This window comes from Halalkalibacter flavus (assembly GCF_036663575.1).
GTDB lineage: Bacteria > Bacillota > Bacilli > Bacillales > Bacillaceae_D > Halalkalibacter > Halalkalibacter flavus.
The window spans coordinates 202928-217769 of the sequence record NZ_JAWRVK010000002.1 but is presented as its reverse complement, the minus strand read 5'-3'; the positions used below and the strand labels follow the sequence as shown (position 1 = coordinate 217769).

Here is a 14842-nt window from a genome sequence, read left to right as displayed (position 1 = left end):
GGTTAGGCTAAAAACGAACTCCTTGCTTAAGATTATATACCTCTTGTCATAATTTCACGTACCTCATTCAAGCGCTTCTGTGCTTCTTCTAAACGAGGGTCATTATTTTTATCACCTACAAGTTGATCGAATTCACCTTGTAAATCACCTAGCTCTTTTTGAATGAATGCGTATTCCGTCGGATCGTTTTCGCGAATCATTTTTACTTCCATCAATTCCGTTAGTGCGCGGTCAATTAAATTTTGTACCCGATATAAACACTCTTCAATATAATCCTCAGATGCCATATTTTTCTCCTTTTTCCTGTATGATTATGTAACTATTATTTACTTCAATGTTACCCTTTTATACGGAAAGAAAAGAGGATACATGCATATCCTTATTGAAATATGTATATACCAGCTAGTAAGCAATAATATGTGGTTGAGGAGTGGGCAAATGAGTCGCAACGAGTGGCAAGAGGAACAACAACGAGTAAATTTTGTTGTTGAAGAAGTAAAAAAAAGAGAGATAGAGCTAAAAGAAAAATTAGGGGATGTTAAAGCAGACGTCCTTGACATCCGTAAGAGATTTTGGGATGACGTTACTGTTAACTTTGATACTGCTGATGATGTAGCGGAGACACATGCTAGCATTAAACAACAGGCAGAACTTATGTCTGAAAGAGAAAGAAGTCATCAGCATGATATAAAACAATTGAAAAGCTTACATAAGCTAAAGGAGTCTCCTTATTTCGGGAGAATTGACTTTTTAGAAAAAGGGGAAACAGAGGCGGAACCTGTGTATATTGGCACGGCATCCTTCGTCGATAAAAACGGTGTGGATTTTTACGTCTATGATTGGCGTGCTCCCATTTCTAGTTTGTATTATGATTATGGACCTGGACCGGGTTCGTATGAGACTCCAACTGGACCCATCTCGGGAGAAATAAATGTAAAAAAACAGTATATTATTCGTCAAGGGTGTATTGAGCATATGTTTAATACGGGAATTACTATTGGAGATGAGATGCTTCAGGAAGTTTTAGGCGGCCGGTCGGATTCCCAAATGAAGAACATTGTTGCTACCATTCAGAAAGAACAGAATCAGATCATTCGTAATGATAGAGGGAAGCTCTTAATTGTACAAGGTGTTGCTGGTAGTGGGAAAACATCGGCAGCGTTGCAACGTGTTGCTTACTTGCTTTATCGTTTCAGAAATACACTTGACGCTGATCAAATTGTGTTATTTTCACCCAATCCTTTATTCAACAGCTATATTTCAACCGTTTTGCCGGAACTAGGGGAAGAGAATATGCAACAAACTACATTTCAGGCTTATTTAGATTATCGATTAGGTGATGAATGGAAGCTTGAAGATCCTTTTACTCAGATTGAATATGTCTTATCAGCGAGAAATGACCAGGGATATCAAGAAAAAATTGAGAGTATAAAATTGAAATCTTCATTAAATTATATGCAAATAATGGATGACTTCATCGTTTCGCTTGAAAAAGATGGGCTTGTGTTTAAAGATGTTATTTTTAAAGGACAAACATTGATTTCAAGAGAAAAGATTAATCACTATTTTTACGAGTTAGATGATACAGTATCGATTCCTAATCGTTTTCAAATGGTTGTTGAGCTTCTTTTGAAAGAGGTTAGAAAAATTGAGCTCAAAGAGCGGGAACAGGAATGGGTTGAACAAGAAATTGATCTTCTCGATAATGAAGTTTTAATGAAGGTTCATCATAAAGTTGAGAAAGAAAAAAAGAAGGATTCGGATTCGTTTTATGAATACGAACGAGAACAAGAAATATTACGAGCTCTTGTTGTTAAGAGAAGATTTAAAAAAGTGAAAGAAGATATAAGCAAACTTCGGTTTATTGATGTTCCTTCAATTTATTTGAATTTATTGGAAAGAACTTTACCGGTTAGGCTACAGCGTCAATCAATGGATAAAATAAAGCATTCGATTTTCCCATATGAGGATGCAACTCCATACTTATATTTGAAAGGACAGCTTGAAGGATTTCAAGTAAATACAAATATACGTCATGTATTTATTGACGAAGCACAAGATTATTCACCATTTCAGTTTGCTTTTATTAAAAATATGTTTCCACGAGCAAAGCTTACTGTATTAGGTGATAAAAACCAATCAATTTATGCACATTCAAAAATTAGTAGCTTTTCGGCTTTGGAATCACTATATGATGAAGCGGAAATTCAAAGATATGAGTTAACACAGAGTTATAGATCTACAAAACAAATTATTAATTTTGCAAAACAAATAATTGATGCGAATATTGAGCCATTTAATCGAGAAGGCGAGAAGCCGAAATGTTGGAAAACGGATTCTTATGACATGAATGAAACGCTAATTGACCGTATTGAGGAACTAAAAAAATCATATTCAACTATAGCGATTATTTGTAAAACAGCGTTGGAAAGCGAAACTTTATATGATGAGATCAAAGAAAAACTCGACGTCCGTTTAATGAAGAAAGATTCAACTGGGTATGAATCAACAGTACTAATTATTCCATCTTATTTAGCTAAAGGGGTAGAATTTGATGCTGTTGTTGTCTATAATGCATCTCAGTCTTCATATAACAAAGAGACGGAGCGCAAACTGTTGTATACGGTTTGTACACGAGCTATGCATTCATTAGATTTATTGTATGTAAAAGACAAAAGTATTCTTCTTTCAGGTGTTTCGAATGAAACATATATTCAGTGCCCATGAGTCATATTATTTCAGTTTTCACTAGACATGGTAGATAATGAAAAAAGGGGGGGGCATGATGGTGACAAGTTTACAGTCTACAGTAACATTACATAATGGTGTACAGATGCCTTGGTTTGGTTTTGGCGTTTTTCAAGTAATTGATGGTCAAGAGGTTGTTGATTCGGTTTTAGCTGCGATCAAAGCAGGTTATCGCAGTATCGATACCGCTGCTATTTATGGCAATGAAGAGGGAGTTGGCCAAGCAATCAAGGAATCAGGTGTCGATCGCAGCGAATTGTTTATTACGTCTAAAGTGTGGAATGCAGATCAAGGATATGAAACAACATTAAAAGCATTTGACACAAGTTTGCAGAAGCTCGGTCTTGATTATTAGACCTATATTTGATTCATTGGCCAACTGCCGGCAAATACAAAGACACTTGGAAGGCACTAGAAAAGCTGTATAAAGAAGGTCGCGTAAAAGCAATTGGAGTAAGTAATTTTCATATTCATCATCTTGAAGACTTACTGAAGGGTGCTGCTATCAAACCAATGGTTAATCAAGTTGAATATCATCCACATTTAGCTCAAATAGAGTTACGAGCTTTTTGTAAAGAACAAGGGATTCAATTAGAGGCATGGTCGCCACTAAAGCAAGGGGAGCTTTTAACAGACGATACGTCAATGCTATTGCAACAAAGTATGGGAGTTCAGCTGCACAGGTAATTTTACGATGGGATTTGCAAAATGAGGTAGTTACCATTCCAAAATCCGTGAAAGAACAACGGATTATCGATAATGCAACTATTTTTGATTTTGCGTTAGCAGAAGAAGACATGGAAGCAATAAATCGATTAAATAAGGATGAACGTGTAGGACCAGACCCTGATAACTTTAATTTTTAATAGACCAAATAGAGAAAAAAGGGCTTTTCTGGCCCTTTTTACTCTAATATTGATAAGGAGGTGAGATTTTTGAAATATCGTCAATTAGGGGATACAGATTTAAAAGTAAGTGAGTTAAGTTTTGGTACGTGGGCGATTGGTGGTTCATGGGGAAAATCGAACGACCAAGAAGCTGTACTAGGTTTAGAATATGCGATGGATGCTGGAGTGAACTTCTTTGATACAGCGGATGTCTATGGGGATGGTCACGCAGAAGAATTGTTAGGTAGAGCAACAAAAGGCAAGGAAGATCAAATCTATATTGCTTCGAAGTTTTGTAGAGCAGGGGACATTCATAATTTAGAAACTTACTCGGAAAAAAGTGTTAGAGCTTATTGTGAAGCGAATTTGAAGCGCTTACAAAGGGAGAGAATTGATTTATTCCAAATTCATTGCCCTCCATTTGAAATTATCAAACATGGAGGAGTATTTGATGTATTAGATCAGCTTCAACAAGAAGGGAAGATTCGTCACTACGGAGTGAGCGTAGAAACTGTTGAGGAAGGGCTATACTGCTTGGATATTCCTAATGTGAAAGCATTACAAGTAATTTTCAATATGTTAAGGCAAAAGCCATTATATGATCTCTTTCCAAAAGCTTCAAAAAAAGGAGTCGGAATTTTAGCTCGTGTTCCATTAGCAAGTGGACTATTAACTGGGAAGTTTACGAAAGGTGCTAGCTTTGCAGAAGATGATCATCGAAATTTTAATCGAGATGGTGCAGCCTTTAATGTCGGGGAGACGTTTGGTGGACTTGAATTTAACAAAGGTGTTGAGTTAAGCAATGAACTAAAATGGATCGGCCGCGGGAATATGACAAGAGCTGCATTACGTTATATTCTTGATCAAGATTCTATTACTTGTGCAATTCCGGGATTTAAAACTGTCAAACAAGTAGAAGATAGCTTGCAAGCTGTGGACGTTCCATCATTTAGTAATGAAGAGTTAGCAAAATTAGAAGATTTTTATCAAAGTGAGGTTCATTCCCACATTCGTGGTGTATATTAGAAAACGGCATCAAAGTTTTCATACATAAATGACAAATTCATGGTATCGTTTCATCAAACCTAGAGACAATAAAATTGTAAAACATAATTCTCGGAGGTTAGAAATGAAACGATTACATGTTTTAATGGTAGCTGTTGTTCTTATGTCGATGTTTTCTATTCAACCTGCTGTAAATGCTGAGGTAAAAATGTTTAATGAGCCACCTTTTTCTCACTATAAGGTGTCACGCGGGGATACGTTTTGGTTTATTGCTCAACGATATGGATTAGATTATCGTGAACTAATGAGATTAAATCCGGATGTGGTACCTACAAACATGCATGTTGGGGAAGTCATTCGCTTGAAGCCGGAAGCTTCTCATCATAGCGCATTTGAAGATCAAGTCGTATCTTTAGTGAATCAAGAAAGAAGACAGCGTGGCTTAAATCCAGTGCAGCACAGAGCGGATGTCAAAAATGTAGCACATAAAAAAGCTCAGGATATGATTAATTCAAATTACTTCTCTCATAATAGTCCCAATTATGGTTCACCATTTGATATGTTGCGTACGTTTGGAATCAGTTACCAAGCAGCGGGTGAAAATATTGCTAAAGGGCAAACAACCCCTGAACAAGTGATGAGGGATTGGATGAACTCCCCTGGTCATAGACAAAACATTTTAAACCCACAGTACGATACAATTGGTGTTGGATTTTATCATGGTGCGTGGGTACAAATGTTTATTAAAGCTAGATAGTTCTTTTTAGAGATTATAAATGTTAGAAGACAAGGTGTCTTATGGAGAATGCTACTCTTATAAGACACCTTCTTTTGTGTGTTCTTGAATGAAAAGAGGAAACTGTTAATGAAATAGCGAAATTAGAAAAGAAATCGATTGTAATGGAGGGGTGCTATGTTTATATCCATTGAGCCTAATAGTTTTCTTTTTAACTTAGCTATTGCAACGATATTATGTACTGTTATTGGGATAGAAAGAGAATTGAAAAGGAAGCCGTTAGGGCTAAAAACATGTTTAGTCATTGGAATTATGAGTTGTTTGCTTACATTTGTTTCAATTGCTGGTGCAGAAAACTATGCTGCTGCCCATAGCAAACCGATGGATCCGTTGCGACTTGCAGCGCAAATTGTTTCGGGGATTGGCTTTCTAGGAGCTGGTGTCATACTGAGAAGAAATAATGACATGATTTCAGGTCTGACAACAGCGGCGATGATTTGGGGAGCTGGCGGCATTGGTATTGCATGCGGAGCAGGTTTTTGGATAGAAGCGATTGTTGCAACAGTTCTTTTGCTCATAAGTGTTGAGTTTTTGCCATTTCTGTTTAAATTTATCGGACCAAAAGCGCTAAGGCAAAAGGAAATAAAAGTGAAAATAACGGTCAATTCTGCAGAGAAACTTACATTTATTCTAAAAGAATTGAAAGAGAACCAAATGAAAGCTAGGAAAGTTAGGGTAAAAGATTTGGGCGATTCAGATTTACAACAAATGGAATTACTATTGTTAGTCGATGAGAAGATTTATACAACTGATATTTATTTTGCATTAAAGAAAATGCAGTATGTTAATGGGGTGGAGCTTGAATCGAGATAAGATGCCGATTACAACGTGCATCTTTCTTCTAATTACTGAATCGCCTTTTTAGGGCATAAGAGGAGCTAATCGGTTTCTAGTTAAAAAAAGAGGAAAGCAAACATAAAAAGCTCCTTAGCTTTTGCCCAATTCGATTTACATGAAAAAGATCCTGAAAATACTGATAACAACTGCGATGACACTAATTCCAGTTCCTGCTGACCATTTAATTAGCTGCAATTGCTGTTGCTGCATTTTGTTTTCCACTTCTTGAGCCAAAGCAAACTCTTTCTCAGACAAAATGCTATCGACAATTTCTGGGATGTCTGTTTGATTTAGTTGTTGTTCATTTGTTACACGAAGTGCCTCTATTTTTGCTTCTAATTCCTTTATTTTCAACTCTAATTCTCTCTGTTTTTTCTCCATATCATCCATATAACCACTCTATTTATAGCTTATTCCTACTGATTCTTTGTGCATGTATCAATACCTATAAAAGAATAAATAATTCGTGAAGAAATGATATACGAGGCCATTAGCCCAATCAAAAAAAACTATTTAACATAGGAATAGAATTGTGAAGTTTAGCTTTACGACATTGAAAGGAGTACTATAAACGTGGTCGAAGGGTCAGTGGAACATATGCCTTTTTCTAATAACACATATGATTACATTATTTGTGAATCAGTACTAGCCTTTGTCGATGTGAATCAGGCATTGGAGGAATGTTACAGAGTTCTGAAAGACAAAGGAATCCTAATTTTAAACGAAATGTCACTTGTACAATCATTAAATGAAAATGAGCTCAATCGCTTTAAAGGATTTTATCAACTACAAGAATGTAATACAGAAAATCAGTGGAAAGAAAAGCTTGAGCAAACAGGATTCACGAAAATAGATTCATTATTTAATTCCACTACTATAGAAAGCCAACCGATTGAAATTTCACTTTCTCCGAATATTGATCCAAAATTATTAGACATGTTAGATGAGCATCAACGACTGCAACAAGAATTAGATGGGAAGGTAGGGAGTATTGTATTAAGGTGTCAAAAATAACAGGATGACTCTAACTGATCGAATCGACCAGTTAGAGTCATCCCTATCCAATACTAGTTAGCGCCCCTTTCCGTTGTTAACTACTTTGTTACCTCTTGCTAATACTTTTAATCCTTGTCCCATATCGGATGCTAATACATAGTTACGGTCTACAAAGACTCCCCAAACATTGGCAGATTCAGGCGTATAGCGACCGATTTCAGTTGGATTATTAGGATCAGTAATATCAACCATAATTACTCCACCAGAATAATATGATAAGTATAGTGTATTTCCGTGCACTTTTGGATCGTGAACAGTTTTAGCAAAAGTTGTTCTGCCTTGTGATGTTTCAGGAATATCATACGTTAACTCAGTCGTAAATTCACTAAGAAGGACAGGATTTGTTTTATCTTTAATATCAAGGATACGTGTATATCCATATGCATCTTCATAGCCATTCCCAACCGGATTCGATACTTCACGTGTTTCAATTAATATGTTGCCGCCCCTAGCTAAAGCAGCCGAGTGAGCAGCACCTTTTTGGTCATCTCGATACTCTGTTCTTCCAAGGTAGACTGGATTTTCTGGATCTTTAATGTCAAAGATCACTGTTCCTAAATCCCACATAGATACATACGCATAGTGCCCATTATTGTCAGTAATGACACTGTGGTTAAAGACTGGTCTTGTATGTCCATCAGGTGCGTCCCAGTGATATCCGTTAAAGTTTTCTGATATTTCTTCTAGCTCTCTTGGGTCCCATCCCCATAATTTTTCAGGGTTTGAAGGGTCAGAAACATCGATAATTTGAAAATCTTCATTTTCTCCGTGTGTATAATAATCAGCATAAGGACTAGATGCCAATACAATGGCGCGATTTCCTTGAGTCGTTAAATACAGCTCATGCGTCCCAGTAATTCGTCTATCTAATTCATAAAAGCCTAACTTTTGTGGATCAGTTGGATCGGTTACATCGTATAAAAGCACACCTCCAACACTATCTGGTCTGCTCGAATTGTTCCGAGATGTTTGTTGCACACTCACAGCTGCAAGGTCACCTTTAAAGTGTGGTGTACTCACAGATTTGACAATGACCTTTTCTTGCCATGTATATGGAACATCGTGAGCAAAAACAGCAATTTCAACTGGATTTTCTGGATCTTTTAAATCAAATACGCGGACTCCGCCATTTCCACCATTTGCTGTATGAGTGCCTAAATAAGCATATCCTTTATGTGCATAAACATCAGCAGTGTTATTCTGAACACCATCTAACTCTTGTATTTGTACAGCAGCAGCTTCATGGAAATTTCCAACATTTTTCTCTCCCTTTAACAGGCTGCTTTCTAACGTCTTTAGATCTTCATTTGAGAAAACAAGACGTTCTTCACCTTTATTAACATCTGAACCGAGTGCGTCATGCGCAAGGGAAGTGGGGACAGTTGCTCCAAATGCCATTGTTCCAACTAGTGCAGTAGTAAGTAGTAGCTTTTTCTTTTCCAAATAAACCCCTCCAAATTTTGTCATTTGTGTCACACAAATCGGATTATAAACAGATAATTGTAATTTGACCACTCGATCGATATTTCGATATAACTTTTTCTTGGATGTATCTACCAAAAAAGACCTAAAAAATTAGATTGGTATGTGAATAAATTAAATATTTAGGAGCACTAATGAACTGACAATTTTGAAATAAGAATAGTCCATTAGTATTATTTTTTCCTTTTGTTAAATAGTTCTCACCGTGCCTAAAGCTGTCTATTTCGCAACTCGAAAGGAAGTGCTAAGTAATTTAATTTTGAGTTGTTTTGAAGTCGTGTATTTAATACAAATGGTATAGTTCTTGTATCAAATTGATTTGATAAATTATTTTTTGTCGATAATTTTAAAAATGAGTCGTATGATCAATTCTATCGACTTAAAAAAAGGTTAACTTTACATTTTTAGTCTATTTTTCTAGGTCTAATCACACAGGTGGGGATTAGGTCTTTATTTAATGTTAAATTAGTTTAGGAGTTATAAAAATAATATGGTTTCTCGAGATTTATTGGATTATTTTACTTAATAGCATTTTAATAAATTCAATAAAACGACATATTTTTTTACCTAATTGTAAAATTGAACTGGACTAGATTTACCATTTCGTATAATATTATAAAAAGTCAAAAAAAATGAAATATTGAGTCAAGAAAATATCAGAATAAAGAAATTATTGTTGCTTTTTTCTGTTTATTCTTTCCGAAACAACGTATTATCAATAGAATTAATAAAAAATCTAATGCGGTTATTTTATCTTTTTGATGGCAAAAATGAAGATAATGAGTTTCGGAAGTTGACTTAATGAGTAAGTTTGCGTTACTTTTTTATATAGGAGAAGAGAGAACTACGTAAAGAGAGGCTGGACGAATGAAAAACATAGAGAACCCTAAAACAGCTTTTGTTATTTTTGGAGTAACAGGAGATTTAGCAAAAAGAAAATTATTTCCGTCCATTTATAAATTATATAAAGCGGGAAAATTGTCAGAAAACTTTGCCGTTATCGGTGTAGCAAGAAGAGATTGGTCAGATGAAACGTTACGTGAGAATGTTACGAATTCAATACCTCAAGGAGAGGACGCTGAATTGGTTCAAAGATTTTGTTCCCATTTCTACTACCTTCCTTTTGATGTGACCAATAAAGAGTCGTACCATGAATTAGATTCGAAGTTGAAACAATTCGATGAAGAATACGAAATCCCTGGAAATCGTATTTTCTATATGGCAATGTCGCCAGAGTATTTCGGAACTATTGCTTCAAATCTGAAATCGGAAAAAGTAACGGAAACAAGTGGCTGGACAAGGCTTATTATTGAGAAGCCATTTGGTAGGGACCTTCCATCTGCTGAAAAGTTAAACAACGAGATACGCCAAGCTTTTTCAGAAGATGAGATTTACCGTATTGATCACTATTTAGGAAAAGATATGGTGCAAAATATTGAGGTTATCCGATTCGCTAATGCGATCTTTGAACCATTATGGAACAATCAATACATATCCAACATTCAGATTACGTCAAGTGAAACATTAGGTGTCGAAGATCGCGGTGGATATTATGAGACATCTGGAGCCCTTCGTGATATGGTACAAAATCATATGCTTCAAATGGTTTCATTGCTTGCTATGGATCCGCCTATTCGTCTAACAACAGACGAAATTAGAAGTGAGAAAATTAAAGTTCTCCGTGCGCTAAGAAATTTCTCTATTGAGGAAACACCAAACTATTTCGTAAGAGGTCAATACGAAGCAGGTGTAATCCAAGGGGAGGAAGTTAAAGGGTATAGAGAAGAAAAAAATGTAGATCCTAATTCAATTACTGAGACATATGTTGCTGGTAAAATTTTGATAGATAATCATCGCTGGGCAGGAGTTCCATTCTATATCCGAACAGGAAAACGAATGACTCAGAAATCAACTAAGATTGTGATTCAATTTAAAGACAGACCTATGAATCTATATTATAATGAAGACTCGCAAAGATATTCTAATTTATTGGAAATTTCCATTCAGCCAGATGAAGGAATTACTTTACAGCTTAATGGAAAAAAAGTTGGGACCTCAGGTGAAACAACACCAGTTCAACTTGACTATTGCCATGATTGTGTTGATACATCTAATACGCCTGAAGCATATGAACGTTTAATTTATGATTGTATTTTAGGAGATGCGACGAACTTTGCTCATTGGGATGAAGTGGATTTATCTTGGACATTTATTGATACCATTTCTAAAGCGTGGGAAAGCAGGGACATCGAAGTAGCTACTTATGAGGCTGGTTCTATGGGTCCTAAGCAAGCAGATAAATTACTTGCAGATGATGGATTCCATTGGTGGCCTATTACAACTAGAAGTTAAGCCTAAAACGGGTATAATAATGGAAAAGGCTTTGTCTCAAAAAAGACTGTAACAGAGGTTGCAATGGCGGCGTTCGCTACGTACCTTAAGAGGAGAAACTCACTCCTCTCAAGGCTGTAGTGTGCCCGCTCTTGCTTTTGGGTTATGCCAAAAGGTCAAAATCAGACCTTTTGGCATAACCCCTTTTATGTTGTTTAACTAAGGAGATTTGCATATGGATAAAAAGAAGATTTTACTCGTAGATGGAATGGCATTATTGTTTCGTTCATTTTATGCGACGGCAATGAGCGGGTATTTTATGGTAAATAGCAAAGGTGTTCCAACTAATGCTATTCATGGATTTGTGAAACATTTATTTACAGCTATAAATGAACACCAGCCGACGCATGTCATTTGTTGCTGGGATATGGGAAGCAAGACATATAGAACTGAGTTATATCCAGAATATAAAGCAAACAGAGGAGAACCACCAGTAGAGTTGATTCCTCAATTTGATTTAGTGAAGGAAGTTGTCCGGGATCTAGACATTCCAAATATCGGCTTGGAAGGGTTTGAAGCTGATGACTGTATTGGAACATTGGCAAAGAAGATGGGTCAACATTCAGAGGTGGCAATCTTAACTGGCGATCAAGACATTTTACAATTGTTAGATGAAAATGTGTCTGTTATTCTCTTAAAAAAAGGATACGGAAATTATGATGTGTTTAATGAAGAAAGATTTCATGCCGAAAAAGGGATACATGCCGCACAAATGATTGATCTAAAAGCATTAATGGGTGATAGTAGTGATAATTATCCTGGTGTAAAAGGGATTGGTGAAAAAACGGCATTACGGTTACTGCAATCTCATGATTCAATTGAAGGCATTTTAGAAAATATTGAATTGCTTACAAAAGCCCAGCGGAAAAAAATAGAAGAAGAAATTGAGATGCTGCATTTGTGTAGAAAACTCGCAACGATTCATTGTGAGGTAGATATTCAATGTACGCTTGAAGAGTCCATCTTTAACATTAATAAAGATAAAATGTTAAAGAAATTTGAAGAGTTAGAGCTTAAAAACTTAGACCAAATCTTACAATAAGCATTTCTTCAAAAAGAGCTTGAACAAACCTTAAGGATTTGTTCAAGCTCTAATTTTTTCATGAATTGTTTTCCTCAATCCATTTATCAGAAGGTAAAAAGAAAGTTAAAATACCGATTAATGGAAGGGTTACTGTAAACAATATCGTGTTTGTTAAACCGATCACATCGGCCATAAGCCCAAGGCCGACAGAACCTAGAGCCCCCATCCCAAACGCAAGGCCGACAATCAGTCCAGATACCATTCCAATCCTACCTGGGACTAGTTCTTGCGCATAAACGACAGATACAGAGAAGCTGGATAAGATAATAAATCCAATAATAGCAATTAATGGATATATAACAATAGTTCCAACATGTGGAAGTAACAGGGTAAGCGGAGCTGAACCGAGCATTGACAGCATGATGATATTGCGCTTTCCAAAGCGATCTGCCAAAGGTCCGCCAGCAAATGTTCCTATTGCACCGAAAGCTAAAAAGATAAATAAGTAAACTTGTGCTTGCCCAATTGACATTTTATATTGTTCAATCAAATAAAAAGCATAAAAGTTTGTCATACCAGCATGAAACCACGAACGGGCGAAGACTAAGAAAACAAGCAAACAAATGGCCATAAAAATTGTTTTCTTCTTTTTACTAGTATTCTCTGCTTTGTTTTTCGGTTTTTTCGGTGCGGTAAATATTGTGTTCGAATTAATTTGAACGGAATACCATCGTGCAATATAAAAAAGAAGACCAATAGCTATAGCGGCTAAAATTGTAAACCAGATTGAGCCAAATTGCCCTAAAGGCACTAGAATAAGAGCTGTAATTAAAGGTGCAAGTGCTTGACCTGCATTTCCACCAACTTGATAAATTGATTGAGCAAGGCCGCGCCTGCTGCCCGCTGCCATATAAGCAACACGAGAACCTTCAGGGTGAAAGGTTGCTGAACCGAGTCCAATAAAAATGACTGAAAGGACAACAAATAAAAACGAAGGAGCAAAAGCAATTCCAAGCACACCTATAAAAGTAAAACAAAGGCCAATGGGTAAAGCGTAAGGAGATGGCTTTCTATCCGTAAATGTCCCGACAACTGGTTGGATAAGTGATGATGTGAGGTTTAGCGAAAAGGCAATTAGCCCAAGCTGTGTAAAAGTCAATCCCATCGATTGTTGCAAAATAGGAAACATTGCAGGAACGAGAGATTGAATCGTGTCGTTTAAGAGATGGACAAATCCAATAATGAGTAAAATACGATATGCTGTTTTTTGTTCAGGGACTTGAGTATCGATTTGTTTTTGTTGAGCTTGCATTCTGTTCGTCCTTCTTTCTATACACTAAATATTTACATAAATTATATCATGTTACTTCTTAGTTAGAACTTTAAATCATGTAAAATTAAAGAGGGTATTGAAAAAGGTGGTCTTCCTTTTTTCAATACCCTCTTTTGTTTAATTGATTCGCTTGTGCTTCCACATCATGTAACGGTAGCGAATGGTGCAGCCGATACAAAATCCAAGTATAGCAATGCCTGCTGCTAACAGGACCATAATGCTAAATACATAACCAAGAGCTACAAATCCTACATTGAAAAACAACAAAGATAAACCTAGACAAATAGTTGCGATCCATTGATTGAAAATTTGTTGATCAGGATCTTCGAGAATGTACTTATCTTTTGGCTTCTTTAAAAACTTTCTGCCTACTATCATAATTATATTATGCTTCGTTACAAGTGTAATAACTCCAATGATAAATGGAATAAGTAATATCCATTTAGAAAGCAGCAAGCTCAAAAGGACAGTAATGACGATAAACGCTTGATTTGCTTGCACGAGTGGTTTTGGAATTCCCATTAAAACAACCTCCTTATTTATGTATATTATATAACGCTGATTTCAGATGTGCATGTATTTGGATTACGAATGATAGGAAATGTTCTAAAAAAAGACATTAATTGTTGGAATGCTTTTTTCGACGTAAGGTAATAATATACTTGGTTAAGGAGGTGATACCAATGGCAAAGCGTAACAAAAACAAAAACACAAATAATAATAACAACAATGTTGAAGTAGAAAATGCAAATGTTGAATTTGCAGAAGAAAATGATGCACAAGAATTAAACAACCGTAACAACCGTAAGAATCGTAAGAACAATAAATAACATAGCTGTTTTGGTTTTACACATAGTACGAAAGAAGATCCTAGTAAATAACTAGGGTCTTCTTTAATGAAATGAAAACATTACCAGCTAGGAAAATACATAAGGAAAACTGGATTACACACGATAGTTAGTACAAAGAAAAAAGCGAGGTGATATGAAATGGCAAACAACAGCAGCAATAAGCTTGTCGTACCAGGAGTAGAACAAGCTTTAGATCAAATGAAATACGAGATTGCACAAGAGTTTGGTGTTCAACTTGGCTCGGATTCAACCTCACGTTCAAATGGGTCGGTTGGTGGCGAGATCACTAAGCGACTTGTCCAACAAGCTGAACAACAGTTTGGTGGTTATCAAAAATAATACAATAGATGGCATGCAGCTTAAACATTTTGTTTAAGCTGCTTTTTTAGTAGGTCACATGTTGAGAATGTTAGAAACAAAAAAAGAGGGCTT

14 protein-coding genes and 1 pseudogene are annotated in these 14842 nt (G+C 36.1%); 10 read left to right on the top strand and 5 right to left on the bottom strand.

The features are described 5' to 3' along the window. Positions 1–32 precede the first annotated feature (32 nt). Entirely contained in the window at positions 33–287 is a 255-nt protein-coding gene (locus tag SAY88_RS02360; protein ID WP_332628974.1) for a hypothetical protein, read from the bottom strand. Between the two features lie 151 nt (positions 288–438). Here SAY88_RS02360 and helD point away from each other — a divergent pair, with 151 nt between their 5' ends. The 5 genes and pseudogenes from helD to SAY88_RS02335 all read left to right on the top strand — a co-directional run bounded on the left by helD (position 439) and on the right by SAY88_RS02335 (position 6249). Next, positions 439–2727 carry an RNA polymerase recycling motor HelD gene (helD, locus tag SAY88_RS02355; protein WP_332628972.1) on the top strand — a complete coding sequence of 763 codons (2289 nt, stop codon included), beginning with the start codon at positions 439–441 and terminating at the stop codon, positions 2725–2727. A 55-nt stretch (positions 2728–2782) separates the two neighbouring features. Then, positions 2783–3614 (top strand): annotated as a pseudogene (locus SAY88_RS02350) (aldo/keto reductase). Positions 3615–3683: 69 nt separating this feature from the next. After that, the gene (locus tag SAY88_RS02345; protein ID WP_332628970.1) at positions 3684–4661 is read left to right on the top strand and encodes an aldo/keto reductase; all 978 of its coding nucleotides are present in this window, start codon (positions 3684–3686) and stop codon (positions 4659–4661) included. A 103-nt stretch (positions 4662–4764) separates the two neighbouring features. Then, a complete protein-coding gene (locus SAY88_RS02340) occupies positions 4765–5397 on the top strand; it encodes a CAP domain-containing protein (RefSeq protein WP_332628969.1) in 633 nt (210 codons plus the stop codon). A gap of 156 nt (positions 5398–5553) precedes the next feature. Further along, positions 5554–6249 (top strand): MgtC/SapB family protein, encoded by a 696-nt coding sequence (locus SAY88_RS02335; protein ID WP_332628968.1) that lies wholly within the window; start codon positions 5554–5556, stop codon positions 6247–6249. Positions 6250–6384: 135 nt separating this feature from the next. Here the strand turns inward: SAY88_RS02335 and SAY88_RS02330 are convergent, their stop codons facing one another. Continuing rightward, the gene (locus SAY88_RS02330; RefSeq protein WP_332628967.1) at positions 6385–6663 is read right to left on the bottom strand and encodes a hypothetical protein; all 279 of its coding nucleotides are present in this window, start codon (positions 6661–6663) and stop codon (positions 6385–6387) included. A gap of 162 nt (positions 6664–6825) precedes the next feature. Between SAY88_RS02330 and SAY88_RS02325 the strand changes: the two genes are divergently transcribed. Further along, the gene (locus tag SAY88_RS02325) at positions 6826–7287 is read left to right on the top strand and encodes a class I SAM-dependent methyltransferase (protein ID WP_332629036.1); all 462 of its coding nucleotides are present in this window, start codon (positions 6826–6828) and stop codon (positions 7285–7287) included. A 57-nt stretch (positions 7288–7344) separates the two neighbouring features. Here SAY88_RS02325 and SAY88_RS02320 read toward each other — a convergent pair whose 3' ends face one another. Beyond that, positions 7345–8772 (bottom strand): LVIVD repeat-containing protein, encoded by a 1428-nt coding sequence (locus SAY88_RS02320; RefSeq protein WP_332628966.1) that lies wholly within the window; start codon positions 8770–8772, stop codon positions 7345–7347. A gap of 906 nt (positions 8773–9678) precedes the next feature. Here SAY88_RS02320 and zwf point away from each other — a divergent pair. After that, positions 9679–11163 carry a glucose-6-phosphate dehydrogenase gene (zwf, locus tag SAY88_RS02315; protein ID WP_332628964.1) on the top strand — a complete coding sequence of 495 codons (1485 nt, stop codon included), beginning with the start codon at positions 9679–9681 and terminating at the stop codon, positions 11161–11163. Between the two features lie 214 nt (positions 11164–11377). Further along, positions 11378–12244, top strand: a complete 867-nt coding sequence (locus SAY88_RS02310; RefSeq protein ID WP_332628963.1) for a 5'-3' exonuclease — start codon at positions 11378–11380, stop codon at positions 12242–12244. A 58-nt stretch (positions 12245–12302) separates the two neighbouring features. Here SAY88_RS02310 and SAY88_RS02305 read toward each other — a convergent pair whose 3' ends face one another. Continuing rightward, positions 12303–13538, bottom strand: a complete 1236-nt coding sequence (locus SAY88_RS02305) for an MFS transporter (RefSeq protein ID WP_332628962.1) — start codon at positions 13536–13538, stop codon at positions 12303–12305. A gap of 138 nt (positions 13539–13676) precedes the next feature. After that, the gene (locus SAY88_RS02300; protein WP_332628960.1) at positions 13677–14081 is read right to left on the bottom strand and encodes a DUF4395 domain-containing protein; all 405 of its coding nucleotides are present in this window, start codon (positions 14079–14081) and stop codon (positions 13677–13679) included. 161 nt (positions 14082–14242) lie between these two features. On the opposite strand from SAY88_RS02300, the gene SAY88_RS02295 reads away from it, so the two are divergent. After that, a complete protein-coding gene (locus SAY88_RS02295) occupies positions 14243–14389 on the top strand; it encodes a hypothetical protein (protein ID WP_332628958.1) in 147 nt (48 codons plus the stop codon). A gap of 159 nt (positions 14390–14548) precedes the next feature. Beyond that, entirely contained in the window at positions 14549–14749 is a 201-nt protein-coding gene (locus SAY88_RS02290; protein WP_250098265.1) for an alpha/beta-type small acid-soluble spore protein, read from the top strand. Positions 14750–14842 lie beyond the last annotated feature (93 nt).

Bases quoted from the DNA above. Each gene is read 5' to 3' on its own strand.
- SAY88_RS02360 (WP_332628974.1), bottom strand. From the start codon at position 287: ATGGCATCTGAGGATTATATTGAAGAGTGTTTATATCGGGTACAAAAT.
- helD (WP_332628972.1), top strand. From the start codon at position 439: ATGAGTCGCAACGAGTGGCAAGAGGAACAACAACGAGTAAATTTTGTT.
- SAY88_RS02340 (WP_332628969.1), top strand. From the start codon at position 4,765: ATGAAACGATTACATGTTTTAATGGTAGCTGTTGTTCTTATGTCGATG.
- SAY88_RS02335 (WP_332628968.1), top strand. From the start codon at position 5,554: ATGTTTATATCCATTGAGCCTAATAGTTTTCTTTTTAACTTAGCTATT.
- SAY88_RS02330 (WP_332628967.1), bottom strand. From the start codon at position 6,663: ATGGATGATATGGAGAAAAAACAGAGAGAATTAGAGTTGAAAATAAAG.
- zwf (WP_332628964.1), top strand. From the start codon at position 9,679: ATGAAAAACATAGAGAACCCTAAAACAGCTTTTGTTATTTTTGGAGTA.
- SAY88_RS02310 (WP_332628963.1), top strand. From the start codon at position 11,378: ATGGATAAAAAGAAGATTTTACTCGTAGATGGAATGGCATTATTGTTT.
- SAY88_RS02305 (WP_332628962.1), bottom strand. From the start codon at position 13,538: ATGCAAGCTCAACAAAAACAAATCGATACTCAAGTCCCTGAACAAAAA.
- SAY88_RS02300 (WP_332628960.1), bottom strand. From the start codon at position 14,081: ATGGGAATTCCAAAACCACTCGTGCAAGCAAATCAAGCGTTTATCGTC.
- SAY88_RS02295 (WP_332628958.1), top strand. From the start codon at position 14,243: ATGGCAAAGCGTAACAAAAACAAAAACACAAATAATAATAACAACAAT.
- SAY88_RS02290 (WP_250098265.1), top strand. From the start codon at position 14,549: ATGGCAAACAACAGCAGCAATAAGCTTGTCGTACCAGGAGTAGAACAA.